At 62.2% G+C, this 26850-nt stretch carries 21 protein-coding genes and 1 tRNA gene; 9 read left to right on the top strand and 13 right to left on the bottom strand.

Features of this window, described 5'->3' with window-relative positions; all coding sequences use genetic code 11:
• Positions 1-207 precede the first annotated feature (207 nt).
• Positions 208-280: transfer RNA gene (locus tag DEHOM01_RS04140), tRNA-Lys, on the bottom strand.
• 348 nt (positions 281-628) lie between these two features.
• Between DEHOM01_RS04140 and DEHOM01_RS09715 the strand changes: the two genes are divergently transcribed.
• The 6 genes from DEHOM01_RS09715 (at position 629) to DEHOM01_RS04115 (ending at position 8398) form a co-directional block, all read left to right on the top strand.
• Positions 629-754 carry a potassium-transporting ATPase subunit F gene (locus DEHOM01_RS09715; RefSeq protein ID WP_082628504.1) on the top strand — a complete coding sequence of 42 codons (126 nt, stop codon included), beginning with the start codon at positions 629-631 and terminating at the stop codon, positions 752-754.
• A 2-nt stretch (positions 755-756) separates the two neighbouring features.
• Complete coding sequence (gene kdpA, locus DEHOM01_RS04135; RefSeq protein WP_061211631.1) at positions 757-2394, top strand: potassium-transporting ATPase subunit KdpA; 1638 nt, start codon at positions 757-759, stop codon at positions 2392-2394.
• Complete coding sequence (kdpB, locus tag DEHOM01_RS04130) at positions 2391-4478, top strand: potassium-transporting ATPase subunit KdpB (protein ID WP_061211630.1); 2088 nt, start codon at positions 2391-2393, stop codon at positions 4476-4478. Before kdpA ends, kdpB begins: the two co-directional genes overlap by 4 nt.
• A gap of 92 nt (positions 4479-4570) precedes the next feature.
• Entirely contained in the window at positions 4571-5158 is a 588-nt protein-coding gene (locus DEHOM01_RS04125) for a potassium-transporting ATPase subunit C (RefSeq protein ID WP_061211629.1), read from the top strand.
• 1 nt (position 5159) lies between these two features.
• Positions 5160-7721, top strand: coding sequence for a DUF4118 domain-containing protein (locus DEHOM01_RS04120; RefSeq protein WP_061211628.1), 2562 nt, complete (start codon positions 5160-5162; stop codon positions 7719-7721).
• Entirely contained in the window at positions 7718-8398 is a 681-nt protein-coding gene (locus DEHOM01_RS04115; protein ID WP_061211627.1) for a response regulator, read from the top strand. The genes DEHOM01_RS04120 and DEHOM01_RS04115 overlap by 4 nt, the downstream gene beginning before the upstream one ends.
• A gap of 2 nt (positions 8399-8400) precedes the next feature.
• Here DEHOM01_RS04115 and DEHOM01_RS04110 read toward each other — a convergent pair whose 3' ends face one another.
• From DEHOM01_RS04110 to DEHOM01_RS04095, 4 genes are all read right to left on the bottom strand, one after another.
• Entirely contained in the window at positions 8401-9060 is a 660-nt protein-coding gene (locus DEHOM01_RS04110) for a 3'-5' exonuclease (RefSeq protein WP_061211626.1), read from the bottom strand.
• Complete coding sequence (locus tag DEHOM01_RS10200; protein ID WP_061211625.1) at positions 8976-9572, bottom strand: hypothetical protein; 597 nt, start codon at positions 9570-9572, stop codon at positions 8976-8978. Before DEHOM01_RS10200 ends, DEHOM01_RS04110 begins: the two co-directional genes overlap by 85 nt.
• 354 nt (positions 9573-9926) lie before the next feature.
• Entirely contained in the window at positions 9927-10385 is a 459-nt protein-coding gene (locus DEHOM01_RS04100) for a hypothetical protein (RefSeq protein ID WP_061211624.1), read from the bottom strand.
• Complete coding sequence (locus tag DEHOM01_RS04095) at positions 10382-11560, bottom strand: hypothetical protein (protein ID WP_061211623.1); 1179 nt, start codon at positions 11558-11560, stop codon at positions 10382-10384. The genes DEHOM01_RS04100 and DEHOM01_RS04095 overlap by 4 nt, the downstream gene beginning before the upstream one ends.
• A 187-nt stretch (positions 11561-11747) precedes the next feature.
• On the opposite strand from DEHOM01_RS04095, the gene DEHOM01_RS04090 reads away from it, so the two are divergent.
• Positions 11748-12416 carry a hypothetical protein gene (locus tag DEHOM01_RS04090; protein ID WP_061211622.1) on the top strand — a complete coding sequence of 223 codons (669 nt, stop codon included), beginning with the start codon at positions 11748-11750 and terminating at the stop codon, positions 12414-12416.
• Here the strand turns inward: DEHOM01_RS04090 and DEHOM01_RS04085 are convergent.
• Entirely contained in the window at positions 12413-15025 is a 2613-nt protein-coding gene (locus tag DEHOM01_RS04085) for a DEAD/DEAH box helicase (RefSeq protein ID WP_061211621.1), read from the bottom strand. The genes DEHOM01_RS04090 and DEHOM01_RS04085 overlap by 4 nt on opposite strands.
• Positions 15025-17022, bottom strand: a complete 1998-nt coding sequence (locus tag DEHOM01_RS04080; RefSeq protein WP_061211620.1) for a site-specific DNA-methyltransferase — start codon at positions 17020-17022, stop codon at positions 15025-15027. Before DEHOM01_RS04080 ends, DEHOM01_RS04085 begins: the two co-directional genes overlap by 1 nt.
• A 308-nt stretch (positions 17023-17330) precedes the next feature.
• Between DEHOM01_RS04080 and DEHOM01_RS04075 the strand changes: the two genes are divergently transcribed.
• The gene (locus tag DEHOM01_RS04075) at positions 17331-17894 is read left to right on the top strand and encodes a hypothetical protein (RefSeq protein ID WP_061211619.1); all 564 of its coding nucleotides are present in this window, start codon (positions 17331-17333) and stop codon (positions 17892-17894) included.
• Positions 17895-17993: 99 nt separating this feature from the next.
• Positions 17994-18563, top strand: a complete 570-nt coding sequence (locus DEHOM01_RS04070) for a hypothetical protein (RefSeq protein WP_061211618.1) — start codon at positions 17994-17996, stop codon at positions 18561-18563.
• Between the two features lie 101 nt (positions 18564-18664).
• On the opposite strand, the gene DEHOM01_RS04065 is transcribed toward DEHOM01_RS04070, so the two are convergent.
• From DEHOM01_RS04065 to nrdF, 6 genes are all read right to left on the bottom strand, one after another.
• A complete protein-coding gene (locus DEHOM01_RS04065) occupies positions 18665-21202 on the bottom strand; it encodes a glycoside hydrolase family 31 protein (protein ID WP_061211617.1) in 2538 nt (845 codons plus the stop codon).
• A gap of 179 nt (positions 21203-21381) precedes the next feature.
• Positions 21382-21699, bottom strand: coding sequence for a type II toxin-antitoxin system PemK/MazF family toxin (locus tag DEHOM01_RS04060; RefSeq protein WP_061211616.1), 318 nt, complete (start codon positions 21697-21699; stop codon positions 21382-21384).
• 1 nt (position 21700) lies between these two features.
• The gene (locus DEHOM01_RS04055) at positions 21701-21934 is read right to left on the bottom strand and encodes a ribbon-helix-helix domain-containing protein (RefSeq protein ID WP_061211615.1); all 234 of its coding nucleotides are present in this window, start codon (positions 21932-21934) and stop codon (positions 21701-21703) included.
• 242 nt (positions 21935-22176) lie between these two features.
• Positions 22177-24612 (bottom strand): glycoside hydrolase family 3 protein, encoded by a 2436-nt coding sequence (locus tag DEHOM01_RS04050; protein WP_061211614.1) that lies wholly within the window; start codon positions 24610-24612, stop codon positions 22177-22179.
• Between the two features lie 532 nt (positions 24613-25144).
• A complete protein-coding gene (locus tag DEHOM01_RS04045; RefSeq protein ID WP_061211613.1) occupies positions 25145-25429 on the bottom strand; it encodes a GlsB/YeaQ/YmgE family stress response membrane protein in 285 nt (94 codons plus the stop codon).
• A 308-nt stretch (positions 25430-25737) separates the two neighbouring features.
• On the bottom strand, positions 25738-26709 hold the full coding sequence (gene nrdF / locus DEHOM01_RS04040; RefSeq protein ID WP_061211612.1) for a class 1b ribonucleoside-diphosphate reductase subunit beta: 972 nt from the start codon (positions 26707-26709) through the stop codon (positions 25738-25740).
• Positions 26710-26850 lie beyond the last annotated feature (141 nt).

The raw sequence follows: 26850 nt of genomic DNA, 5'->3' as shown, positions 1-26850 counted from the left end.
TGAGACAGATTCTCCATAAACAGAGACGGGGGGGTGGGGCGGGGCTGTAGCCGACGGTGGACTGCGGCGAAGGTGGGGCGGGGCTGTAGGCGGCGGAAGCCGGCAGCGGGGCGCGGACGGCGGCTGAAAACGGACGACCAAGACCTGGCGTGTATGCGAAACGGGCGGCCCGGTCGCGATGACCGAGCCGCCCGCTCCTTCGTCGAGTGGGCCCTGCGGGGATCGAACCCGCGACCCGCGGATTAAAAGTCCGATGCTCTGCCAACTGAGCTAAAGGCCCCTGTTACTCGAACTACAACAGCATAGCGGCCCCGCGCCCCGCCTCCAAGTTCACGGGGCGCACCTCACGCACGCGCGCGGCGAGAAACAGGTCAAAAATGTGAGCCCTGACCAGGCGGTGTCAAGAATGTGTCAGGAAAAATCGGCGCCGCGTCAAGAACGCGTCAGTTTTCATTTGGGTCCGGGCGACCTCGACGTTCGATAGCAGTGCCGCTCAACCGAGCGACTTCGCACACCGGGTACCCCGGTTGCGGATCCGCCACGCCGGAGGGTTTCCGGCAGCACCATTCAGGAGCCATACCGTGCTCGACATTGTGTTTGTCGTATTGACGACCGTGTTCTTCGGAGGATGCCTGGGCCTCGCATCGGCGGTGAGCCTGCTGTGACCATCCTCGATATCGCCTGGCTGCTCATCTGCGCAGCCGCAATCGTGTACGTGACCTATGCACTCATTCGACCGGAAAGGTTCGGGTAGTCATGGCTTTCGTGCAAATCCTCGTACTCATCGCGGCACTCGTCGCGGTGCATCGACCGCTCGGCGCGTACATGGCGCGCACCTTTACCTCTGAGCGCCACCTGTGGCCGGAGCGGCTCGTGTACCGCTTCGCGGGGATCCGAACAGACCGCGAGCACTCGTGGCGAATTTACCTTCGCAACATTCTCGCCGTCTCCCTCCTGAGTGTGCTCGGCCTCTACATCCTGCAGCGTGTTCAGCAGTGGCTGCCCATGGCACACGGCCTCGGCCCCGTCGAAGAGACGCAGGCGTGGAACACGGCAACCTCGTTCGTGACCAACACGAACTGGCAGTCGTACGGCGGTGAAACGACGATGTCCCATCTCACGCAAATGCTGGGCATGTCGTTCCAGAACTTCATTTCGGCCGCCGTCGGAATCTGCGTGGCTATCGTGATCATTCGCGGTATTGCCCGCCACGGCACGGATAAGCTCGGCAACTTCTGGGTTGACCTCGTGCGCTGTAACTTCCGCATCCTTTTGCCAATCGCGTTCATCGGCGCGATCCTCCTGATCGCGGGCGGCGCCATCCAGAACTTCAACGCCGCCCAGCACGTGCACACCCTCACCGGTGGAACACAGATCATCCCCGGCGGGCCCGTCGCGAGCCAGGAAGCGATCAAGGAGCTCGGCACGAACGGTGGCGGTTTCTTCAACGCGAACTCCGCGCACCCGTTCGAGAATCCGAACGGCCTCACGAACCTCCTCGAGATCTTCCTGATCCTGCTTATCCCGTTCGCCCTCCCCCGTACCTACGGAATCATGGTGGGCGACAAGCGTCAGGGTTGGGCTGTTCTCGGCGCGATGGCTGTTCTCGCGATCGGTTCGCTCGCCGCCACGACCGCCCTCCAGCTTCACTTCGCGGGCGATCATCTCGCCGCGATGGAAGGCAAGGAGGCGCGCTTCGGGATCGTCGGTTCGAGCCTGTTTGCGACCGCGACGACGCTCACCTCAACGGGCGCCGTGGACTCGATGCACTCCTCCTACGAGCCGATCTCCGGCGGCGTGTTGATCTTCAACATGCTTCTCGGTGAAATCGCGCCGGGCGGCGTCGGTTCCGGCCTGTACGGCATGCTCGTCATCGCGATCATGAGCGTGTTCATCAGCGGGCTCATGGTGGGCCGCACGCCCGTCTACATGGGCAAACGCATTGGCCCGACCGAGGTCAAGCTTCTGAGCCTGTACATCCTCGTCGTGCCCGTGCTCGTGCTCGTGGGCTCGGCGGTCGCCATCGCCCTGCCGTCGACGGCCGCGTCGCTCGCCAACGGCGGCCCCCACGGCTTCAGCGAGGTGCTGTACGCGTTCACGTCGGCGTCCAACAACAACGGCTCTGCCTTCGCGGGCCTCAACGCGAACACGCCGTTCTTCAACGTGGCGCTCGGCCTCGCCATGCTGCTTGGCCGCTTCCTGCCGATGCTGTTCGTGGTGGCGCTCGCGGGCAAGCTCGCCGCCAAGGAGGTTGTCGCAACCAACCGCGGCACCCTGCGCACTCACACACCTCTCTTTGCAGGCGTCATGGCCGGCATCGCGCTCATCGTGACCGGCCTGTCCTTCCTTCCGACGCTCGCTCTTGGACCACTTGCTGAAGGACTCATGAAATGACTCAGGTACAGGTGACCGACCGCGTTTCTTCGCAGCCTCACGAGGAGAAGACCGCGAATTCCGGATCAGGCTTCACGCCGCGCTCTCTTGCCAAGGCGCTCCCGCAGGCGCTGCGCAAGTTGAACCCCGCGCACATGGTGCGCACGCCCGTCATGTTTATCGTCGAGATGGGCGCGCTCATCACGATCATCGTGGGCTTTTTCAAGCCGAGCGTGTTCGTGTTCTCGCTCGCGATCTGGCTGTTCCTCACGGTCGTGTTCGCGAACCTCGCCGAGGCTGTGGCCGAGGGGCGAGGTAAGGCGCAGGCCGATGCGCTCCGTTCCGCGAAGACAGCGGCCGTGGGCCGCGTGCGCCGCGAGGATGGAAGCATCGAGGAGGTGCCCGCTGCGGATCTTCGCCCCGGCGACATCGTCGTGGTGTGTGCCGGCGAGACGATCCCGGGCGATGGCGACGTCGTCAAGGGCGCCGCGACGGTCGATGAGTCTGCGATTACGGGCGAATCCGCTCCCGTGATCCGCGAAAGCGGCGGCGACCGTTCGGCGGTCACGGGCGGCACGCGCGTCCTTTCGGACGAGATCGAGGTGCGCATCACTTCGGAGCCGGGCAACACGTTCGTGGACCGCATGATCGACCTCGTCGAGGGCGCGCAGCGGCAGAAGACCCCGAATGAGATCGCTCTTTCGGCGTTCCTTTCGGTGCTCACGCTCATCTTCTTGTTCGTCGTCGCGACGCTCGTCCCCATGGCCGATTACGCGGGTGCGAAGCAGCCGATCGAGGTTCTCATCGCCCTGCTCGTGTGCCTTATCCCCACGACGATCGGCGCGCTCCTTTCGGCGATCGGTATCGCCGGCATGGATAGGCTCATGCGCCGCAACATCATGGCGACTTCGGGCCGCGCGGTCGAGGCCGCTGGCGACGTGACGACTCTGCTGTTGGACAAGACCGGCACGATCACGGTGGGTGATCGCCAGGCGAGCGCGTTCATTCCCGCCCGGGGCGTGAGCGAGGACGAGATCGCCTACGGCGCGCTACTGTCCTCTCTCGCGGACGAGACCCCCGAGGGTCGTTCGATCGTGGAGTTCGCGACGACGACCATGGGCGTTGGCCCGATTCCCGAAAGCGAATATCGAAACGCTGAGTTCATTCCGTTCAGCGCGGAAACGCGCATGAGTGGCGTGCAGCGCACTCCCGAGCACTGCATCGTCAAGGGCGCGGCTTCCGAGATCCTCAAGTGGGTCACCGCGAAGGGCGGAACCGTCACGGAGGATGTCAACGAAACTGTGCGGGAGATTTCTTCCGACGGTGGCACGGCCCTCGTCGTGGCCGAAGAGAAGGCCGGGGCCCGCCGCGTGCTCGGCAGCCTCCACCTCAAGGACGTCATCAAGGAAGGCATGACGGAGCGCTTCGCGCACCTTCGCAAGATGGGCATTCGCACCGTCATGATTACGGGCGACAACGAGCTGACGGCGCGTGCAATCGCGAAAGAAGCCGGTGTCGACGACTATCTCGCGGGTGCAAAGCCCGAGGATAAGCTCGCGCTGATCCGCAGTGAGCAGCGCGGCGGCAACATGGTCGCGATGACCGGTGACGGCACGAATGACGCTCCGGCGCTTGCACAGGCCGACGTCGGCGTGGCCATGAATACGGGCACGCAGGCCGCGAAGGAAGCGAGCAACATGGTCGATCTCGATTCGGATCCGACCAAGCTCATCGAGATTGTCGAGATCGGCAAGCAGCTTCTCATCACGCGCGGCGCTCTCACGACGTTCTCGATCGCGAACGACGTCGCGAAGTATTTCGCGATCGTTCCCGCGATGTTCGTGAGCGTGTTCCCCGGCCTCGATCTGCTCAACGTCATGCGCCTGAGTTCACCCGAGTCGGCGATTCTTTCGGCCGTGATCTTCAACGCGCTCATCATCGTTGCGCTCATTCCTCTCGCACTCAAGGGCGTGAAGTATCGGCCGGGTTCTGCAAACCAGCTCCTCGGCCGCAACCTGCTCATTTATGGCCTTGGCGGATTCATCGTTCCGTTCATCGGGATCAAGCTCATCGACCTTGTCGTGAGCATCATTCCCGGGCTCTAATCATGAGGGCCGAGCCGCGAGGGCAACGCTTTGAGTGACCTCTCCGGCTCGGCCCCACCACCCCTGTCGTTTTTCTCTCGATTGGAAAACTCATGAACTCGACAATCTCGGGCATCGTCTCCGCCGTGTGGCGCTCCACGCGCGTCCTTCTTGCCCTTCTCGTTGTGCTTGGCCTGTTTTATCCGGCGGCCGTGTGGGTCGCGGGCCGGGCGTTCGCTCACAATGCCGACGGTTCCATGATGAGCCTCGATGGCCGCACCGTCGGGTCGTCCCTGATCGCTCAGGACACGTCGAAGGACCCCGCTCTGTTCCACCCCCGGATGTCGGCGGGCAACTACGACGGTTTGGCTTCGGGCGGCTCGAACCTGAGCCCCGTCGGTGAGGAGATCACCGCGCAGGTCGCTGAGCAGCGTGCCCTTATCGCCCGCGAGAACGGCGTGGATGAGGCCGTTGTCCCCGCGGATGCGGTGACCGCGAGTAGTTCCGGTCTCGACCCGCACATCAGCCCGGAGTATGCTCGCATCCAGATCGAACGAGTGGCGAAGAACTCGGGGCTTTCGCGGTCGGCTGTTGCACAGCTCGTCAAGAAGCACACCCAGGGGCGAACCCTCGGCTTTGCAGGTGAAGAGGTCGTCAACGTCAATGACCTGAACCTCGACCTGCTTGCGGCGAAGGACTGACATGAACACGGTGCGCGGTGTACTCAAGGTGTATCTGGGGGCTGCCCCCGGCGTAGGTAAGACCTGCGCGATGCTCGAGGAGGCCCATGACCGCCTGAAGGGCGGGGAGGACGTCGTCGTGGGCGTCGTTGAAACCCACGGGCGTTCGGGGACCGCCTCAAGGCTTGAGGGGCTGCCGGTGATTCCGCCTCGGCGAGTGAGCTATCGCGGTTCGACGTATGACGAGCTTGATGTTCCGGCGATTATCGAGCGTAAGCCCGACGTCGTTCTCGTGGACGAGCTCGCTCATACCGTGCACGGTGAGGATACGACGGCGAAGCGCTGGCAGGATGTTCACCGTTTGCTCGATGCGGGCATCAATGTCATCTCGACCGTGAACATTCAGCACCTTGAGTCCCTCAACGACGTGGTCACGAACATTACGGGCCACGTACAAAACGAGACGATTCCCGATCCGGTCCTGCGCGAAGCGGAAGAGGTCGAGCTGATCGACTTGAGCCCCGATGCGCTGCGCGTGCGGTTGCGGCAAGGGCAGGTGTATGGACCCGCGACCGTGGATGCGGCGCTCAGCAAGTTCTTCCGCAAGGGGAACCTCACGGCGCTTCGCGAGCTCGCGCTTTTGTGGCTTGCCGATCAGGTCGACGATGGTCTCGAGAAGTACCGCAGCGAGGAAGGCATCAAGGAGCCGTGGGCGGCGCGCGAGAGGATCCTCGTGGCCGTGGGCGGCGGCCCGAAGACTGCCGCGCTCATTCGCCGTGGCCGCCGCATCGCCGGGCGCATCGCTGGACGCGAGCTCCTCGTCGTTCACGTCCTCGCGGCGGATGGCCCGCCGCGCATGTCGCCCGAGCAGATGAGCGAGGCGCGCTCCCTCACCGAGTCTCTCGGCGGCTCGTGGCACGTGCTCTCGGGCGATGATGTCCCGCGTACGCTCCTCGATTTCGCCACGACCGTGAATGCGAGCCAACTCGTCGTGGGCGCGTCGCGTCAGGGCTTCGCGCAGCGGCTGCTCATGCGGTCCACGAGCGCCGCGATTATCGACGGTGCCGGCGACATCGACGTGCACATCGTCGCCGTGGACCCGCCCGCCACGCACTGGTCGGCTCCCGCGCCGCCCACGAGCCTCTCCCCCGCGCGACTCGCGACGGGCTGGGTACTAGCGACCATTCTCACGATCGTCGTCACCCTCGCGAACCTCGCGCTCGGCAATCCCACGGCGCACCTGTCCACGGCGATTATGAGCTTCGTGCTCGCGTCCGTCGTCGTCGCCCTCGTGGGTGGCCTGTGGCCGGCCCTCGCGACCGCCATCGGCGGCGCGCTTTTGCTCAACTGGTTTTTCACCGCGCCCACGCACACGCTGTCCATCACTGAACCGAAGAACATCTTCCTGCTCATCGTGTTCGTGCTCGTCGCGGTCCTCGTCGCCCAGGTCGTCGACGGTGCTGTGCGCCGCCAGCGCGAGTCCCAGGAGGCACGCCGGCACGCGCAGCTCATGACGGAGCTTGCCCGCTCCGTCATTCGCGACGGGATCGGCATTCAGGAGATCCTCGAGCAGATCGCCACGACGTTCGGCCAGGATGGCGTCGCCCTCGCCACCGTCGAGGGCACGGCGCTCGTGCCCGAGTACGAAGTCGGCATCCCGATCGAATCTGTCACGCTCGCCGACGAGGCCTTTTCACTCGATGACCAGCATGTTCTCGCCCTCGTTGGCCGCCCGCTCACGTCGAGCGAGCAGCAGCTTCTCGAGGCCTATTCGGGCCGGCTCGTGAGCCTCATGACCCAGGCGCAGCTCAACCGGGCCCGCACGCAGGCCCGGCAGCTCGAGGCCGCAAACTCCGTGCGCACGGCGCTTTTGACGGCCGTCTCGCACGACCTGCGCACCCCGCTCGCGACGATCAAAACGGCCGTCTCCGGTCTCCTGCTCGACGATGTTGATCTTCCCCGCGACGCCCAGGTGGAGCTTCTGCGCACGATCGAGTCGTCCTCGGACAGGCTGGATCGGATCGTCGCGGACCTCCTGGACATGTCGCGCATCCACACGAATAAGCTCGAGGTTAAGGCAGTCACCGTCGGACCCGCCGAGCTGGTTGCCCAAACCCTCCACCACATGGACCCCTCCCTCGTGCCGCCTTCGCTCGAGGTGCGCGTTCCGCGCGAACTGCCGGCGATCACGACGGATGCGGCGCTCATGGAGCGCGTGCTCGAGAACCTCATCAGCAACGCCGCCAAACACACCGACTCAGGGGTCACGATCGACGCGACACAGGACGGCGAGCGTATCCTCATTCGCGTGATCGATTACGGACCCGGCCTCACCGAGGAGAGCAAGGCGCGCCTGTTCACGCCCTTCACGCGCTTCGGTGACACGACGAACAGCCACGGGCTTGGCCTCGGCGCCGCGGTCGCACGCGGGCTCGCGGAAGGCGTGGGCGGCACGCTCACCGCCGACGACACTCCAGGAGGTGGGCTCACAATGGTGCTGTCACTGCCGCTCACCATCACCCCTGCCACCGCCGACAGTGCGCCCACCCCCGCACACGAAACCACCGTTGGGAGCGCGTCATGATTCTCATCGTCGAGGACGATCCGGCACTGGCCAGGGCCATGACCGTGAACCTCACGGCCCGCAAATACCAGGTGCTCACGGCCACGACCGGGGAGCAGGCGCTCGTCATGGCCGCCGACAATCCCATCGAAGCCGTCCTCCTCGACCTCGGCCTCCCGCACATGAGCGGCCTCGACGTCATCGACGGAATCCGCGGCTGGTCAGACGTCCCGATCATCGTCGTGACCGCCCGCCACGAAACCCACACGAAGATCGAAGCGCTCGATCGCGGCGCCGACGATTACGTGACCAAACCCTTCGCGCTCGGGGAGCTCCTTGCGCGTTTGCGCGCTAACCTCCGGCGGCGAACGTCGGGCTCCCCCTCCCCCGTCGTCACCACCACCGACGGGCGCCTCACGATCGACCTCGCCGCAAAAACCGCGACCGTGAACGGCACGCCCGCGCGCCTAACCCCGCACGAGTGGGGCATCGTGAGCTACCTCGTGAGCCACCCCAATCAGCTCGTGCGCAAGGACGAGCTGCTCGAGAACGTGTGGGGCCCCGAATACACGAACGAGGCCGGCTACGTGCGCGTCTACATGTCGCAGATCCGCCAGAAACTCGAGGAGGATTCCTCCGCCCCGCGCTACTTCCTCACCGAGCCGGGCCTCGGCCACCGCTTCGTGCTTGGGAGCTAGCGTCAGCGCGGCAGGTAGGCGCTGCGCTGCCTCGTCCAGGTAACGAGGAGGCGTTCGCGAGCTCGGGTCGCGCCCACATACAGCAGGGAGCGCTCGCGCAGCATCGCCTCGTTGTGTCCGTCGGTATCAAAGTGGTAGCCGCGCACGGCGTACGGCACGTGCTGGTCGTCGATGCCGAAGAGGATCACGCGTTCAAATTCGGTGCCTTTGGAGCGGTGGAGGGTCATGACGGCGGGCGCGCCGTTGAGGTAGCCACCGCGATCGATATTTTGCACGCGCAAACCGCGTTCCTCGAGCGCGCGCACGAGGTTATCGCGCTGCGTTTTTGTACGAGTGAGAATGCCGATGCGGGGACTTGCGTGCTCCTCCTCGCCCATGTCTTCGAGCCAGGCCCGAAGAACGCGCGCGACATGGTCGAACTCCTCGCTCAGCGTTTCGGCCCCGAAAAATTCAGGAGCTGGGCCGCGCATGAGGGACCGGTAGGTCCCGTGCCGCGTTGTGAGCTCGTCGCTTCCCGCGTCGTCACTGTCGAGGGCACCCGAGTAGTCGCCGCCATCGAGGATCGAGAGGGCGAGCTTCAGATTTTGCGCGGTGGTGCGGTAGTTGAGTCTGAGGCGGCGAGAGCGCCCACGAATGTTGATCCCATAGTGGCTCGGGCGCACAGCGGTCGAGTCAGAAAGTGAAAAATTTGGCCGCTCACCGAGCCGAAGGAGCCGTCGGGCCCGCACCCTTCGAGAGCGCACCCAGAACGATGGGGTCGGGTGCGCCTTGCACGAGCTCCTAGAGGGAGCACTTTGCCCCCCTCGTTGTGCGCGGTTTTCTTAGCCTTCTCCCCCGCCTTCAGCACGTTTGACGCTGCGTACGTGGCGCGCCTCGCCCCAATGAGCGAATTACCCGCGCGAAGCCGCAGACCAAACCACGGCGCCTTGAGGCCGCTCGACATCGAATCGAGCCACAGCGACACCTCCGCGAGCTCAACCGCCGTGGGGTTGAGGTCCACGCCGTACACGTTGTGCAGGGCAATGTAGGCCTTGACCTTCTGAAGCTCCTGCGGGTACTCCTCCGGGTCGATCCGCTCGCCGAGCTCCGCCTGGCGTCGCTGCAAGTACTCCTCCGCGAGCTGGCGCACCGCCTCGATCGCGAACGCGCCCGAGCCAAGCGCGGGCTCGCACAAACGAGCGGATTGGATACAAGGAAGCGCATCAACGGCAGTCTGCCGATTCCTAGAAATACGGCGAGAGCCGCGTGGTTTCGGGGCAAAGGCGCTCGTCAGAACTGTTGAGACAGGCTGGACAGGCCGTACTCCTGATTCTTCAGCGTTGAGCAATCCGTCGGCAAGGCGATACTTGCACCAACAGAGCCGGTGCCAACGGGTGCGGGTGCGCCGCCAAAAAGTGCTCGCCGCGCTAAACGGTTCCCAGCGCGCCAACCAGACCGAGACGATGCTGTTGAGCCTGTGTGATTGCCTGGGCGACACGAGCAGGCTTGACGGGCTTGGGGTGCTCCTCTCCACGACGGACTGAAGACACTAGTCATTGCAGTCTTCTTCCTTATCGATGAGCGCGGCGAAGTCTTTGTTACTGATGACTTGGAGACGGAGTGCTGTCGCTTTGGCTCGAACCGCATTGTCTCCCGTTACGACAACCCACTCTTGAGGGTTGAGGTACTGAGACTCCTGAGCAATTGCATTCAAGGCACTAGCAATCACTACTGGATCTGCGCCGCCACGGTTCGCGTATAGGTCAACCAGCTTCGTGTCGTGGCTATCCACGGAGGCCATCACCCTGATGAGTTCTCGGAGTACTCCTGGCGTGATCTCGTATTCGAGTTCTCTCAGCGATGCGATGTCTGGGAACTGCTCGGCTTCGACCAACACGTCTGCCGGAATCCTCGCGTTCTGCTGAAAGAACTCGCTGGCGCGGCGTTGCTTCTTTAGCTGCGTGAGCGTATTCGTGTCTACGAGGTATGTCGTGCTGATTCCTATCAATTGACTACCCTTCTCAGGTCTTCAATCTGGCTGGGCTTGAGATGATTCAAACACACTGCTCTACAGAAGTCCTTTTGGGTTATCCCTCCGGCGTCCAGCACGTCGAGCATGCGGCGTGATAGCTCCGCGCCAGCGTACTTTCGTATGGCGTTCTCCGCGTGGATCTTCTTCATTCCTTTGGGCTTGTTTCTTGTATTGAACTCCTCACGAAGCTCAGCCAGGAGTGTGCGCGCGGAGTCGAGACCGATCTGCCCCAACCGCATTGCACGAACGGTCACAGCACTCGGAGTAACTTTGAACTCTCCGGCGGCTGTTTTCACATCGTCGAGCGTTGACGGAGCGATCTCGTTCATACGCCAAGTCGGCATGAGGATGGAACCGGCAATGTCGTACTCACGCCCGAAGTCTGTGCCAGTGCTTTGCCCGTCCCACGTCACGGGTTTGAAAATTTTGCGTGCGACGAGCACCGCCATGAGAGTGAGAGTGAAGATTGTTCTACCAACCGGCTCCTGCTGGTCTCCATGATCTCCCCCGGCAAGGAAAATGTAGGGAACCTTCTTGTCGCGTATGGTCATTCCGCTGAAGTTCACGCCGTTGAGGCGTTGCGGCATGTAGTTCTGCACGCTGCGTGAAACAAGAATTTGCCTGGCTTCTAGTCGCTCAATCAGCAAATCGAGCGCCTTGGTCTTGTTGGCACACTGCCTCATGTCATCTTGACCAAGCTCGATGGCGTCCATGAGTTTGGCGGCGTCTTCTTCTGTAGATTTGCCTACTCTGCTTAGTAATCCAACGATCGTGTTGGTTGGAAGAGAATTGTCGTGATGCTTGAGTAGTTCTTGTTTTCGGATCAGATCTTTAACGATTAGTTCAACTTCCCGGAGTTCGACTGTTGCCCTGGTTCCGATTTGGAATGTGTCTTTGCTGATTCCGTCGAGAAGCTTCTGCGTTTTTGCCTCGACCTGTGCTTTCACGAGTTTAAGGGGAGAGAAGAAGAGCGGGTATGGGATGTCGCCGTGTTTTGCGAGCTTCACGAGGTCGGCGAATTTGATAGAACCGGATTCGAGCGCACTCTGATACCCCGCATAGAGGCCAGCTACCGAGTTATCCAGCAGTGTGCTGAACACCGCTTTATCGATCTGGATACTCTCACCGTTGAGCATCACGTTAATCGACATAGAACAGACTCCGTTCCGCTAGACCCTGGGAACCAAACTGAGCGCCAGAACCTTTGGAATTAGCCCAGGGATCGCACGATGATCGCGTACTGACGGGCCTGCTGTGGGTCGCATCATCGACTTGATAGTCCTTCGCTTTAGAGCGTGTATGTAACACGACGATCCACGCAAGATGAAGGAGTATCAGGTGCGCACACTCAAGCTCGAAACCCAAGTGACAGTCCAGGCCAGGATGAAGGTGGTGTTGTCGAACTTCGTGCTGCAGGACCTCGCAGCCAAGGGAATACTCACCTGGCAGGAAGCGTGGGACACTCACCTCAACACCTGTGCTCGGTACGGCCTGCGTGCCGATACTGACACTTGGCTTACTGGTCGAGTCGACCCCGATGCCGACCGTTCGCTTGGGTCGCGACTGCCCCGGCGAATCCAGTGCGAGAGTTGCGGGCGCTGTTACGGGCACAAGACCTGGCACTCCAGCACACCCAATCGTGCAGACGTGTGGGAGTGCCCGACAAACTATGCCAAACGGGGAACCTGCAAAACCCCACACATCTACCAGACGGTGTTGCTGGGCACCCTCGCCAAGACGTTCCAAACCCTTATCAATCGAGACGACCAAGTCCGACATACGGTCACTGCGCTCGTAGCCGCTCGCGCCGGACAGCCTGTCGAGGAGATTGGGGCGGCGGTACACGATGTGATGTTGGATGCTCATCCTGCTCTCCACCTTCCTGATTTCCTGTGCGTATTCGAAGGAGCCTGCGTACTTACTTATCACCGTGTTGGGTTCGTCTTCGTCACCGGAGACGTGGTGACGCTTGACTTACCCGCCGGGTGGACACCAACTAGCTGCTAACCGACTTTGCTGCTCACCGGGTTCGCCAGGGTTTTCAGGTCTTCCCAGGAGTCAGCCTTCTTGATGTCATCCTCGTAGGCAACCAGATACCCCCAGTCCTGATCGTCGAACCCATCCTCAGTGGTCAGACGGCGAACCAAGGTTTCTGCTGCCTTGCGCTTCGCCTGCACGGTTGCGTCTTCCCTGCCGTGCGTGTCCTTGCCCTCGATGATCCAGAGAACCCCCGTGTCATCGAAAGCCACGAAGTCTGGGAAGTAACGATCCTTCGAGGTGTAGTACAGATAAGCGTCATCGCTGCGGTGGAGCCTGTGCCACCAAACAATGTGCGGGTCACGGTTCAACAGGCGCGCCAACTCGTACTCGCCAGAAAACGAGTCGAAGGACTCTGCTTCGAAGAGCGACTTTGTCCAACCACCGTAGAACCTGCCACGAACAAAGGCGCGACCATCATCGATCTGGTCGTAGATCTTCTCACCCAGCGGTAACGAGAACTCATCCCCAGGTAGAGGTTTCGGGTGAAGCGTCGCTACCTCTTGGGTGCCGCGCAGCACCTCCACCGCGTGGGCTTCGACCACTTTGAACAGTTCGGTGCGCGCCGAGTCCAACGCTTTCACGCTCCAGGTATCAAACGGAACACTGCCCATGAACTTGGGAACGAGCTGTTTCTCGGCGTAGCGCGCGTTGGGCTCGGTTTTGGGCACAAGGTGCATGTTGATGACGAGCTTGACGAGCGCCTTTCGTGCTTCTTCTTCGCTCACGTGGATGGAGTCAACCTCGGCACTCTCAGCGTCGCGCCCGCTCAGCCCCTTCCCGAGCGCCGCGATGATTTCTTTGCGGTGAAGCACGTCGGCGGTTGAGGTGACTCGTTTCGCGGCGGTCTCAAGCGCGCGGTCGTCAATCTCGAAGAGCTGCATCTTCGGCTGGTTGACCTGCACCCGAGTGACCGGGAAGGTGTATGTGACATCGGCGAGTTTTTTCGTTCGCGCAATGGTCACGAACTCGATGTCATCGCCACCAAAGTCCGTGTCATCGATAGCGCGAACTCCAACCGTTGAACTCGGCAGCGTACCGCCCTGGCTGGCAACTGCACCTTCGTTGAAACCGTTGCCCGACCACCCGACCGGTGCCCCTTCACCACCGACGCCAACGGTCGGTGCTCCAGGTACCACCCCTGGTTGAATACCAGAGCCACCAGCAACTCCGGGCGTTCCCGTGCCACCAACACCTGTGACTTCGTTTTGAGCGGCGTGTTTGATGGCTTCTTCGACCTGGGCTTTGTCTGCGCTCGATGCTGCATCTTCGAGGCCGAACTGGCGCAGCACGTCCTCTGCCTCCAAGAGTTCCTTGAAGGACTGGTGCGAAATGATGTCGAGTTGGTCGATCTGCCACACGCCCGTGTACTTCCCGAACGGCAAACGCAGGCCACGCCCCATGGTCTGCTGGGTAAGCACTTCGGAGGCCATCGCCCGTAGTGTCACAACGACCGCGATGTTTTTGACATCCCAGCCCTCCTTGAGTTTGTTGACACTGACTACTGCCAGTACAGGCGATTCGGGCCGATCCAATTCGTCGAGGCGACGCTGGGTCAACTCATCTTCGTGCTTGGAGTCCACTTGCAGCACGGCATCATCCCGGCCGAGGTACTCCGGGGTGCGCAGCAACTCGGCAACCTGGGTGGCGTGCTCAACATCGGAGCAGACCACGAAGGCCACCGCGTTCACATGATCGCGGTTCTGGGAAGCCGCGTACGAGTCGTAGTAGGCCTGCTTGAGCGCACGGAGCTGCAGCGCGTCCCGCAACTGCTGCTCCTCAGAGACTTCATCGGTCCCATATCCAGTCTTGCGGAACGCCAACACCGGGGCCTTCACATACTTGTCCTGGATGGCGCGGTAGAGCGGATACTCGAAGATCACGTGATCGGTCTTTTTATTCACCGATGCGGTCAGCCCGATCGCGGCGGCCGGGTCGAGTTCCTTCAGCGCAGCATTAAACGCAGTGGCACTAGCGCCGTAGAGGTGGGACTCGTCGGCGATCACCACCAGATCATCAAGACCCTTGAGGTAGTCGAAGAGCACGCCGGCGTTCTCATCGAACCGGCGCGGCTTACGGCGCATCGCATCCTGCGTAGCCCCGTGGGTGTCACCCTCGGCGTCCTTCGGCGCGATCAACTGTTGGATGTTGAAGATGAACGCGAGCATCGGGATTTCCCGACCGAACGCGAGTTGGACGGAGCCGTTTTGCCGGGCGATCCACGCCGAATAATCCTGCGGGGTCACCACCTCGGGTGGCACAGCGGAGCCGGTGATATACCGGGGCTCCCCGGGCGTGAAGTTCTGCACCGTCTTGGATTGTACTGTTTTGCCTGGGGTGACGATGACGACGTTGCCGACTCCTTGGCGGCGCAGGTATTCCACAAATGCGGCCATCAGATAAGTCTTGCCCACACCGGTAGCGAGGTTGAGCACCTGCATCTCAGCCGGGTCATAGTCGCCATCGAGAGTGAAGACCAGCTGGCGCAGTGCTTCCTTGTTCGGTGCACGCAGGTCGAACTCGGAACTAATCGACTCCAGCATGTCCGAATCAAAACTGACGTTTAGCTTGGCAGCCACTACTGGTCACCACCTTTGCTGTAACGGAACACATCATCGGGCAGGGCAACCACCCGCGACCCCTTCACCAGCTTGCGTAGATGCTGGCGCACACCGTCCATCACAGTGGTGGCCGCGAGCACGATCGTCTCCCCGGGCTGAATCTGGGAGGCAAGCCAGTCAACGATCTCGACCGTGGCGACCCCTTCGACCACCTTGAGTAGGGCGTTGCCACGGCGGGCGTCGAACACGTAGTCATCATCCGGTTGCAGCAGCGTGAACCCGAGGTTGGCGGCCACAGACCGGATCAGAGTTTCGCCGGTTGCTGCTGCTGTGAGCATCACGCGATCCAATTCCGGGTCGTAGTCGAAGCATGCGGGTGAGAGGTGCGCGACCTGGAAGCCGCCGCCACCACGCCAGTTGACCACTTCCTTCGTGCGTCTGGTCTTCGAGGCAGCCTTCAGTGACTTCACCTCGACGCTCTTCTTTAGTTCCGGGTCGTCTTTGATCAGCTTGTTGAGTACGCTCGCGAATTTCGCGGCGTCCTCCGGCGAGACACCATCAGGAAGTCCGTCTTCCGTCGCGTCGATCCGTTCGCCCTTCGTCCGGGTTATCCCTCCCGGGTCTTGATCGTTGAGCACCTTCTCCAGACGCGGGCGTGTGAATGTGGTGAACGTCGACTCCAGCAACTCGCACGTCACCCAGCGCCGACCCATCTTCTGCGCCACCGCAGCCGTCGTCCCCGACCCAGCAAACACATCCAACACGATGTCGCCAGGGTTCGAGCCGATGTGAATGATGCGTTCGAGGAGACGCTCCGGCTTTGGCGTAGAGAAGGCGTTCAACCCAGGAAATAGTGAGGTAATCTCCTTTTTCGCCCCTCGGTTGTGCCCCACTTCTTCCTTTATCCACCACGTCTGTGCAGCACGATCTGAGGCGATTTCGTCAAGGTACTTCTTCATTTTCAGGTTCCCAGCCCCACCACGGGTGAAATACAAGCGCGGAAGTGGGCGACCTGCATAAATGTCCGATGATTCACGAAGTGGCTCATCGAGGACAAGGTCGAGCACGTCTTCACGTAAACGGGACATAGGAATTCCCGTCGCCCGTTCTCGATTGATGAGGTTAGGGCTAACTGCCTTGTACGAAGCAGTCTCTGATAGAAACTCGAGTACTGACTTCTGGGCATTGCTCCATACGCGCCCCCGAGCGGGATAGACCAGTTCACCCGTCACGGGATTCTGAATTCCATAAACACCCGGGTGTTGAAAAGCGCCACGATCTGCTCCGGGAGCTGCTGGGTCGCCAGAAATCCAAGCGCGCGGATCACCATCAGATGACCCATAGAGAGCATCTCTACTGGCCAACCGCGGCAACCGATTCGCTGAAAACTCGCTACTTTTTTTGTAGACAAGGATCACGTCTTGGTCTACTGAAAGCCCATCGCCATCAGAACGAGGTGAATCGGCCTTTTGCCACACGACTTCAGCAACGAATGATCCACCGCCGAAGACTTCATCCAGTAACAACCGCATACGGTGGTTCTCCGCGTAGTCGAGGTGCACCCAGATGGAGCCGTCGTCCGAAAGCAGCTTTTTCATGTGCAGGAGCCGGTCGCGCATCATGGTCAGCCAGATGGAGTGCTCCAGGTTGTCTTCGTAGCTCGCGAATGTTTGCGCGGTGTTAAACGGCGGATCAATGTAGATCAGCTTCACCTGACCCACGTATTTCTCGGCCAGCTCGGGAACGCGGGTAAGGGCCTCCACGACGTCGCCGGATTCGCCGCGGATGAGCAGGTTATCGTCCTGGGGTTCCAGATCGGCTCGCTTGGAGTAGGCGAACTCGTCAGACTTCGGTGTCTGGGTGCCTTGCACATAGTCGTCCAACACGAGGGTGTGGGTTTCGCAGTAGCGCGGATCAGACGGGTCAACCCACGTGTAGCCGTACTTGCCGGTCTCGGTGGGGATGAGGGCTTTGTCCTTGTTGTACCAGGTGAGTTGGAGTCGCTGTTTCGTCATCTACTTGGTCTCCCTCGTCACATGGCTTGATTGAAAAATGCGGCAAGCGTCGGTCCCTCCGCGGAGCTTTCCCCGCCGACGCATTGCGCTCTATCCGTCTCAATACAATCGCGCACACGCACGAGCGACCCCGGCGGAGTCATCGCGGCGACACCGCTCACATTAGGCGTGACGTCAATCGGGGGCGCGCTCACGGGGGTCCTTCCTCGAGGGGGTGCGAAGGGGCGAAACCATTGTGGCATGGGGCAGAGCTTTTGATGGTCTCGGGCATACTGGACCCCGACGCCACCGCCACGAAGGAGCATCCCATGGCACCTCGCTGGCCCGTCCCGCCTGCGCGCGAGCGCGGCGAGGTTTTGCTTGCGAGCGGTCCGAGCGACGTTTTCCATTGCATTTACAGCTTTCCCTCCGCGATTGCCGCGGTTCTCTTCGGAGGGTTTGCCACGTGTCTCGTTCTCGATCCTGGGAAAGCCACGCAAGCGGAGCTCGTCATCGGGACGATCCTTCTGGCGGGCCTTGGCTTCCTATTTTTCGCGGGGTTCGTGTGGTGCAGGCGCTTTGGAGTGTGGGCTACGCAGCGCGGTGTGCTCGTGCGCTACATTCCGGGCCGAACGAAATTCCTCCCGTGGGCTGCGATCGCCGCTTTCGAACCCGGCATGCACGATGGAGTGGAGTTGCGATCTCTCACGGCACGCATGGTCGATGGCACGAGCCTCATGGTGCCCATTTTCTATCGAACGGACGGGCAACGAGACTTTCTCTCCTCGACAGTCACGCCCGACGGCGCCCGCTACGTGGGCTCCGACGTGAACCCCGCGGTCGTGCTGCCCCAACTGCTTGACCTGCATCGCCAGGGGCGGCTCGGGGTGTGACCCGAGTCCGCACTTCGATTTGCTTCTGCGACAGCGTCACGCCTGCACCGGTCGCCTGCCATACTTGAGTCTGATCCCCCGCCACGAAGGAGCGCGCCCATGGCATCACGCTGGCCCATCCCACCTGCCAAGGAGCGCGGCGACGTTCTCCTTTCGTCCGGCCCCGGCGCTTTCTACCGTTGGCTCTACGGCGGAATGTGCGCGTTTTTCGCCGTGCTTATCGCAGTGGCACTCGTGATGACCAACCTCTTCCCCCACGACTCCCCTGGTACGGAGCGCGCCGTGCAAGCAGTCGTCTTTGGCGGCCTCATCCTGTTTCTCATGTTCGGATTCCTGCTTTTCACCACGCAGGGGGTTTGGGCCACGCGAGAAGGCATTCTCCTGCGGAACTTGCCGGGCACGGGAAAGTTCCTCCCCTGGAGCGAGATCAACTCTTTGGAGCCGGGTCAGCGCATCGGCACGAGGCTTCGCACCCTCATCGCGCACACGTCCGACGGTAAGAGCCTCAAAATCCCCGTTTACGACAAATGGGGAACGTCGAGGGTGAGGTTCCGCGCGAAGCTCACACCTGAAGGCGCCCGCCTCGTTGGCCCCGACAACAACCCCGCGGTTGTCCTCCCCCAGTTGCTTGAGCTGCACCGGCAGAACCGGCTCAATGATTCGCTATAACCAGCGGGGACTCCGCAACGAGAGAGCCCTCCCCCGCGCCACCTCGTGGCGACGCGAAGGAGGGCTCGATGCGAATCGACTTCGAAGCGGCTCGGTGAGGGCTAGCCCCAGATCTCGGCGACGGCCGCGATGAGCTCGGGGCTTGCCTGCTCGTAGTCGAATGTGCGCGGCAAGTGGCCCGACGGTGCCTTGCCAAACGCCGAAATCTCACGCATAAGCGACTCGGGGCGCTTCGCGGCAACACCGGCAATGGCTTGCTTGAGCGTGAAGCCGATCTCGGCGTCGTTCACGAGGGCACGCAGGCGCGCGTAGCGAACCTCGCGGCCCTTCTCGGTGTCGTCGAGAACGGTGCTGAAACCGGCGCTCGTGAGCGTCGCTTCTTTGCCGACCTTGAGGCCCGTGACGGTGATCGTCGAGGCATGCGGCGCGGGGCGATCGGCCGGACTGAGCTTGCGAACGCGCAGCTCATCGGCGAGTTTCTCGGCGCCGGGAGCGAAGGAAGCGTCGGACCCGCTCGCCTTAAGATCCCCGAACCCAGCCGGGTCATGCCCAAGCAACCGAATGCGCCACTCGCGCCGCTCGAGCGCCTCGCGCGCCGCCTCGGGAGTGTCGGCGGGGATGGTGAGGGTGAGGGTGTTGTCCGACGCCTGCACGGCCACGCGCACGTGGCTCCATACGAGGTCGTCGCCCGCCTTCCACTCCTCGTGGAGCGTGAACTCACCGTCGCCACCCGCGGCGACGACGAGCTCGAGCACCTCGGGATTGTCCTCGATGTTGTCGGGGATAGCGTCGGCGGGCGTGAGCGGAAGGATGCCGCCGGCGCGCACGAGCACGGGAATCGAGCCGAGCGAGCGGAACATCTCTTGCGTGAACGCACCCGAATCGGGGGTGCCGTAGCGCTGCTCGGTGAACAGATCGAACCACATGCCGCCCGGAAGGATCGGCTCAACGCTCCCGCGACCCACATCCTTCGCGGCGGGGCGCGTAATCGGGGCCACGAGAAGCTCGGAACCGAACAGGTACCCCTGGTCGTTGCGATACGCGGGGTATTGCGGCGCCTCGAAATACACGGGCTCCACGATCGAACGACCCTCGTGGTGGGCACGGTAATTCATCGAGTGCAGATACGGCACGAGGCGGTGCCGAAGGCGCAGATGCGCCGCCTGGATATCGCCGTGCGGGGCCGGGAAGTTCCATGGCTCCTTTACCGCGAACGGTGAATTCGAGGAATGCAGGCGGTTGATCGGCGAGAACACGCCGAACTGCACCCAGCGGGTCGCGAGCTCGTTATCGCGAAAACCTTCCATGTGCCCGCCGATGTCGTGGCTCCACCAGCCGTAGCCGATGTTCGCCGCAGCCGCCGTGAAGCCAGGCTGGAACGCGAGCGACTCCCACGTCACGATCGCATCGCCCGAAAAACCCACGGGGTAACGGTGGGATCCGGGGCCTGCGAAACGCGAGAACGTGAGCGGGCGCTCGATCGAGCGCTCGCTGCGCGTGAAGTGTTCGTGATTGAGCACCCACAGCGGGTCCACGCCCTCGACGCTCGAATACGGGCCCGACTGCCAGTCGATCCACCAAAAATCCGTGCCCTCATCCTCGAGGCGCTTGTGCAGCACATCGAAATAGGCGTCCATGAACTCGTCGTTGTTCACGTCGAACGGGATCGCGGTGCCATCGGCGGGCTTACCGAGAGCCTCGCACATCGCCTCGTACGCTTCCTCGAAAGCGCGCACACCATCAGCGGGGTGCACGTTGAGCGTCACGCGCAACCCGCGCTTATGAAGCTCCTCGAGAAACCGCTCCGGGTCCGGGAAAAGGTCACGATTCCACGTGTACCCCGTCCAGCCCGAACCGTACTTCGGATCAACGTCCGTGAGGTGCCAATCCATGTCGATCACCGAAACCGAGAAAGGAATATCCTCCGCGCGGAACGCGTCCATGAGCTCGAGGTAGCTCTCCTCGGTGTACCGGTGATAGCGCGACCACCAATTGCCGAGCGCAAACTTCGGAACAATCGGCTGAGGGCCACTAATCGCGAAATAATCCTTCACTGCGGCCACGTGGTCACGACCCGCAGCGAACACGAAGAGATCGATGCTGCCTTCCTCGGCAGCGCGGGCGCGCAGGCGACCGTCGGAATCAAACACCATCGACGTCGAATCGTCGATCTCCGCATACCCCACCGCCGAGTTCACGCCCGGCTCGAGCGGAATCTTGCCGTTGGCCACATCGAGGGTGCGGGCCGCGCCACCGAGGTTCCCATCGAGCGCACGCTGCGTCTCACCATTCAGGGCAAGCTGGCGATCCGCCGGGAGCGACAGATCCTGCCCGTAGCGCCACACCGAGTGATACGCCGAAACACCGCCCTTGACCTCGACCTTCAGGCCATTCGCCGTGAACGGGCCGCGATCGTATTCAAGGTAGAAATTCTCCGTCTCGACAGTGAGGCGGCCCTGGTATTCACCGATCGTGTACTCGGAAGGATCAAGCACCACGTCGCGATTGATCGCGAAGGTCGACGGGCGGTCCTCGAAAGCGCCGCTCGGCGAATACTCGAGGCGCACCACGCGCGGCGTGACCGGCGTGATCCTAAAGTGCTCGCCGACGAGTTCAGCGGGAAGGGCAATATCAGGCATGAAGTCTCCTCATCTCGCGCGAGCCCCGCATGGACTCACCCTCTCAGCCTACGTGCGGGATCTGGGCCGATGCCGTGCGAGTTTATGAAAAAACCAGAGCGTGCAGCCCCTAAGAGGGGGCCGCAGCCCTCGAATTTTCATCGAGGGTGACGCAAGGAGTGTGCCACCGGCGCTTCTGCTTAGCTCTCGAGGGGCCTCGCGTCGAGGTCGAACGCCATGATCGCGGCAATCGCTAACGCATGCTCCTGATCGGACTGAAGGAAACCAATAGTGCGGCCAAGGAGCGAGGAAGGAATCGTGACCGTGTTGTCGAGAGAGGCGGCACAACGGTGGTCGAGCCCGTTACGCTCGCCGAGCTCGACTTCGCTCGAGAGGCCTTTGACCGTCGAGGTGATGGGCGCGACCGTCACCTTGGTCATCGCACTTCGAGCGACCTCTCGCGTCAGCACAAGAACCGGTCGGGTCTTGTCGAGCTTCGCAAGGCAGATTTCACGCACGTCAGCCCTCAAATGAGGCGTGGTCTGAGGTCCACTCCACGAGAGAGTCGAGATCGTCCTCTGGACCTCCGGCACTCAAGATTGCGGCATCAGCAAGTGCGGCTTGCCGTCTCTTCTCCCTTTCGAGAGCGAGGCTCACGAGATCGGCTCGACTGCCGGCAGCCCCTGCAGACACGCTCTGGTCAAGGAACTCCACGAGGTCGTCGGGAAGACGCAAGGATATTTGCACCGTCATGCCTTCAGCCTACCAAGGTGAATCCCAATCTGGGATGCACTGTCAAATACGCTGCGACGGCAACAAGACAGGTCCAACAAGCCGGTGAAATGCTGAGTTGGAGCCAAAGTAGTGCCGGGTTTGCGCCGATGCCGTGCCGGGCTGGCGGCATTACCGCGCGAGTTCATGAAAAAACCAGAGCGTGCATCCCCGAAACAGGCGCTGCAGCCCCAGAATTTTCATGAAGAGTGACGCTGCGGCGCCTACATCAAGTTCCGGCGTCCCTTCTCGGCGCTCGTCGCATGGCCTTGCGGGTTGGCCTCGAGGATGAACCGCAGCACGTGGAGCGCCGTGCGCTGAAGCTCGCCGAGGGTGAGGCCAGCGTCGGACCCGAGCGAATCCCGAACCCCCGTGTCGCACTCATTTCCACCGTGCTCCTTGCTGCCGGGCATGAGCACGTCGATGCCGCCACGCACGCGGTAAGCGCTGTCGCGCAGGGCCGGGAAGTGGGGATCCTCGACCATGCGCATCCACCAGTCGGTCATCACGAGGCCGTCGAAGCCGAACTCGCCGCGCAGGATCGTCGTGACGAGGTCGTAGCTGTAGTGGCCCCACACCCCGTTGATCTTGTTGTACGAGGTCATGATGGTTCGCGGTTTCGATTCCTCGACCATGATCTGGAAACCGCGCAAGTAAATCTCGCGCAGAGCGCGCTCGCTCACGCGCGAATCGGAGTAGATGCGGTTGTGCTCCTGGTTGTTCGCCGCGTAGTGCTTCGGGCACGCGGCAACGCCCTTGGACTGCACACCATTCACCACGGCCGCGCCCATAAGGCCCGTGAGCAGCGGATCCTCCGAGAAGTACTCGAAGTTGCGGCCACACAGCGGGTCGCGCTGGATGTTCATGCCGGGGCTCAGCAGGATGTCGGAGCCCTTCGCGAGCATCTCCTCGGCGTGAAGCGCGGCGAGTTCGCGCACGCCCTCGGGGTTCCACGTCGAGGCGAGCGCGGTGCCGCACGGAAGGAGCGTCGCGAACGCGGAAATGCGCAGGCCAGAGGGGCCGTCGGTCGTGATCGCGGGCGCCACGCCACGCGCACGCAGTGACTCGGTCACACCGCCGAGCGCCCCCGCGTTTCCACGCACACCGAGCGGGCTATCCATGGTCGTGTCACCGTAGGCGAGGGCAATGAGATCCTCCGTTCCGACGGTTGCCACGAACTCCTCGAGGCTCACCTTGCCGGCGCGCACGTCGTCAAACGAAGGTTCGCTGCCTGCTTCCGGCTCGGGGAGTGCCTCAGGGAGCCGCTCGAGAATGCGGCGTGCAAGGTCCCGCTGCTCCTCTGGGGCCTTCTCATATCCGACGGTTGCCCCGCCCTCGCCGTCGCGCTTAAGAATCATGCGGTCGAACCCGCAGCCCTTCTGGATCGAGGAGGCCTCTTCAACCTCGCGCACGACGATGAGCTCGCCGATCTCGATTTCGCCCGCGACCTCGGTGCCCTTGACACTTTGACCCACGTGGAAGCGGTAGGTTCCGGGCTCGAGCACGTAGGCGCTGCGGTGGCCGGTCGCGCCGGAGTCGTCGTAGGAGGCGAAGTCGCGAAGGTCAATCTCGAGGCTCACCGTGGCACTTTCGCCTGCCGCAACGCGGCCCGAGCGGGAGAAGGCCGCGAGGCGACGCGCGGGCTGGGAAAGCTTCCCGTCTGGGGCTTCGAGGTAGGTCTGCACGACCGTATCGCCTGCACGTTCGCCCGTGTTTTTCGCCGTGACGTCGATGCGGGCGCGGGTGGCGTCGGAACCGAACTCCCCGAAGCTGAGCGAGAACGACGTGTAGCCGAGGCCCTCGCCGAAATGGAATTGGGCGGCTTCGGGCGCGAAGGTTTCGTAGTAGCGGTAGCCCACGAAGACGTCCTCGACGTAGGTCGTGACGTCGGGGTCACCGAAGTTTGTGGCGGTTGGGGTGTCTTCGTAGCGGCGGGCGACAGAGGCGGTGAGGCGGCCGCCGGGTTCGCGCACGCCCGTGAGAACGTCGGCGAGGGCGTTGCCGGATTCCATGCCGCCGGCCCACGCGATGAGGAGCGCCGAAATGTCGTAGTGCTCGGCCCACGAAAGGTCCATGACGTTGCCGGCGTCGATCACCGCGACCGTGCGCTCAAACGCGGCACTGACCCGTGCGATCAGGGATTCTTCCTGCTCAGTGAGGAAGTACGAGCCGGGCGCGAGCTCCGCGTCGCGGTCCTCCCCCGCCGCGCGGCCGATCACCACAATGGCCACATCGTTGCGCCCAGCCGCGGCGTTGATCTGCTCATCCTCGAGCTCAAGCTCGGGGTAATGGGTGGGCCACTTGCCCCACACCGTGCCCGGATCCGCCGGGTGCTCCTCGCTGAAACGGTCATAGGCCGCCGCGAGCTCCTTATCGACCTTCACCGCGCCCGATTCGCGAAGCGCATCCGCGAGGTTCGAGATGTACGGCGGGTTCACGTCACCGCCCGAGCCATATCCGACGGCCAGCCAGTCCTTCGCCGTGCGACCAAAGAGAGCGACGCGACTCTCGGGCGCAAAGGGCAACACGCCATCATTGCGAAGAAGCACCGTGCCCTGCGCAGCGAGTTCACGCGCCTTTGCCGCAAGCCGCGGATCGAGACGGCGATCCGCCAAACCATCGGCGGCGGTCGAATGCTGGGACATCGTTTCGTGACTCATGCTGCTCCTCGTTGACGCTCAATTCGAAGCGCCGAGCGGCCCCAACGCCTCACCGTCATCCCAGTCTACTGACCGTTCTACTGACCGCCCATGCCCGTCGTGGCGAAACCGCGCACGCCCTGCTCTTTTACACCTCTTTGGTCGACTCACTTCATGAAGAAACTGCCGCACTCCAGGCCCCGCACACCGCCCCAAGCCCAGATTCTTCATAATCTGCGACTGCGCCAACCCAGAACCGCACCGCGACCAACCAAAAACTGCAACAAGTACAACCAAACCTCGCGCAGGAGCAACCAAACCTCCCCCACCCCTCAAAGCCGCGTCACTTCATGAAGAAACTGCCGCACCCCAAGCCTCACACCCTGCCCCAAGCCCAGAATCTTCATAAACCGCGACGGGGAGGTCAGGGCTGAAACGGGGAAGCCGGGCTACAACGGGAGGCCGAGCTGCTTTGCCTATGAAAATCGCCCACCCCCGGAGATCCGGGGGTGGGCGCTAGCGCTATGCGCTCGTTCTTATTGATGCGTCACGATCAGCTGTCGGACTTCGTGAGCAGTCCGTAGACGAACATGACCACGAGCGCACCGATCACTGAAAGCAGGATCGTCCACAGCGACCACGGGTTGTCGAGGAGCGAGCTCCAGCCACCGTCGCCGAAGAGACCACCGATGAGGCCACCGACGATTGCGCCGATGACACCAAGGATGATGGTCATCCCCATGCCCATCGACTGCTTGCCCGGCATGACTGCGCGAGCAATAAGACCGATGAGGCCGCCAATGATGATCCAGGAAATGATTCCCCAAATAAGAGACATTGGAGTGACTACTTTCTGTTGAAGTGAACCAGGTCCACAAATGTCCCGGGCGGTGTTGGCGAACCTGGGTTTGCTAACGGTGCCCGGGTGGTTGAAAGATCGTCAACCAACCTCAATCCTACCTGGGAATAAACTAAGCAAAGCTGCACGTCACCTGAAGTTTCATGCTTCTTTACCGAACACACAATACACCTTTGCTAAAACGCTTCCACCACGCTAGCCGCCAAGGCCCCACATCGAGAAAAAGTGGGCGACACGTCGTCAAACGTGCCGCCCACTGCGTTAACGGTTGCGAAGAACCGCTTAGATCAGAAGTCCCAGTCGTCGTCCTCGGTCTCGACGGCCTTGCCCATGACGTAGCTCGAGCCGGAGCCGGAGAAGAAGTCGTGGTTCTCGTCGGCGTTCGGCGAGAGCGAGGCGAGGATCGCGGGGTTGACCTCGGTCGATTCCTGCGGGAATAGCGCCTCGTAGCCGAGATTCATGAGGGCCTTGTTGGCGTTGTAGCGGAGGAACATCTTGACGTCCTCGGTCCAGCCGACCGGGTCGTAGAGATCTTCGGTGTATTCCTCTTCGTTGTCGTAGAGGTCCATGAGCAGGCTCATCGTGTAATCCTTGAGCTCTGCCTGACGCTCGGCCGACTGCTGCTCCACGGCCTTTTGGTACTTGTAGCCGATGTAGTAGCCGTGAACGGCCTCGTCGCGGATGATCAAGCGAATGATGTCGGCAGTGTTCGTGAGTTCGCCGCGGCTCGAGTAGTACATGGGCAGGTAGAAGCCCGAGTAGAACAGGAAGCTCTCGAGGAGGGTCGAGGCGACCTTGCGCTTTTCGGGGTCGTCGCCGGTGTAGTACTCGAGAACAATCTTGGCTTTCTTCTGGAGCGCATCGTTGTGCTCGCTCCAGCGGAACGCCTCATCGATCTGCTTCGTGTTGGAGAGCGTGGAGAAGATCTGCGAGTAGCTCTTCGCGTGCACGGATTCCATGAACGCGATGTTCGTGTACACGGCTTCTTCGTGGGGGGTCACGGCGTCGGGAATGAGGGAGATGGCGCCGACGGTTCCCTGCACGGTATCGAGCAGGGTCAGGCCCGTGAAGACGCGCATCACGAGTTCCTGCTCCTGCTCGTTCAGCTTGGACCAGCTCTGAATGTCGTTCGAGAGCGGCACCTTTTCGGGGAGCCAGAAGTTACCGGTGAGGCGGTCCCACACTTCCTGGTCTTTGGGGTCTTGGATGCGGTTCCAGTTGATGGCCTGCACGCTGTGTTTGATGTGGTCGGTGTTCACGCTCGTCCTTTCGCAACGATGGTCCCAGCAGACGTCGGACTCCAGGCCGGCTCAGCCGGCCGCCCCATCCCTGCCAGCGTAAGCTCGGGGGTTCCGACGCTTGCCCACGCGGCATTCTCGCCCATCCTAGCGAGCCGAGCC

It is taken from the genome of Dermabacter hominis NBRC 106157, from assembly GCF_001570785.1.
Classification (GTDB): domain Bacteria; phylum Actinomycetota; class Actinomycetes; order Actinomycetales; family Dermabacteraceae; genus Dermabacter; species Dermabacter hominis.
This window is presented reverse-complemented; position numbering and strand designations above follow the sequence as displayed.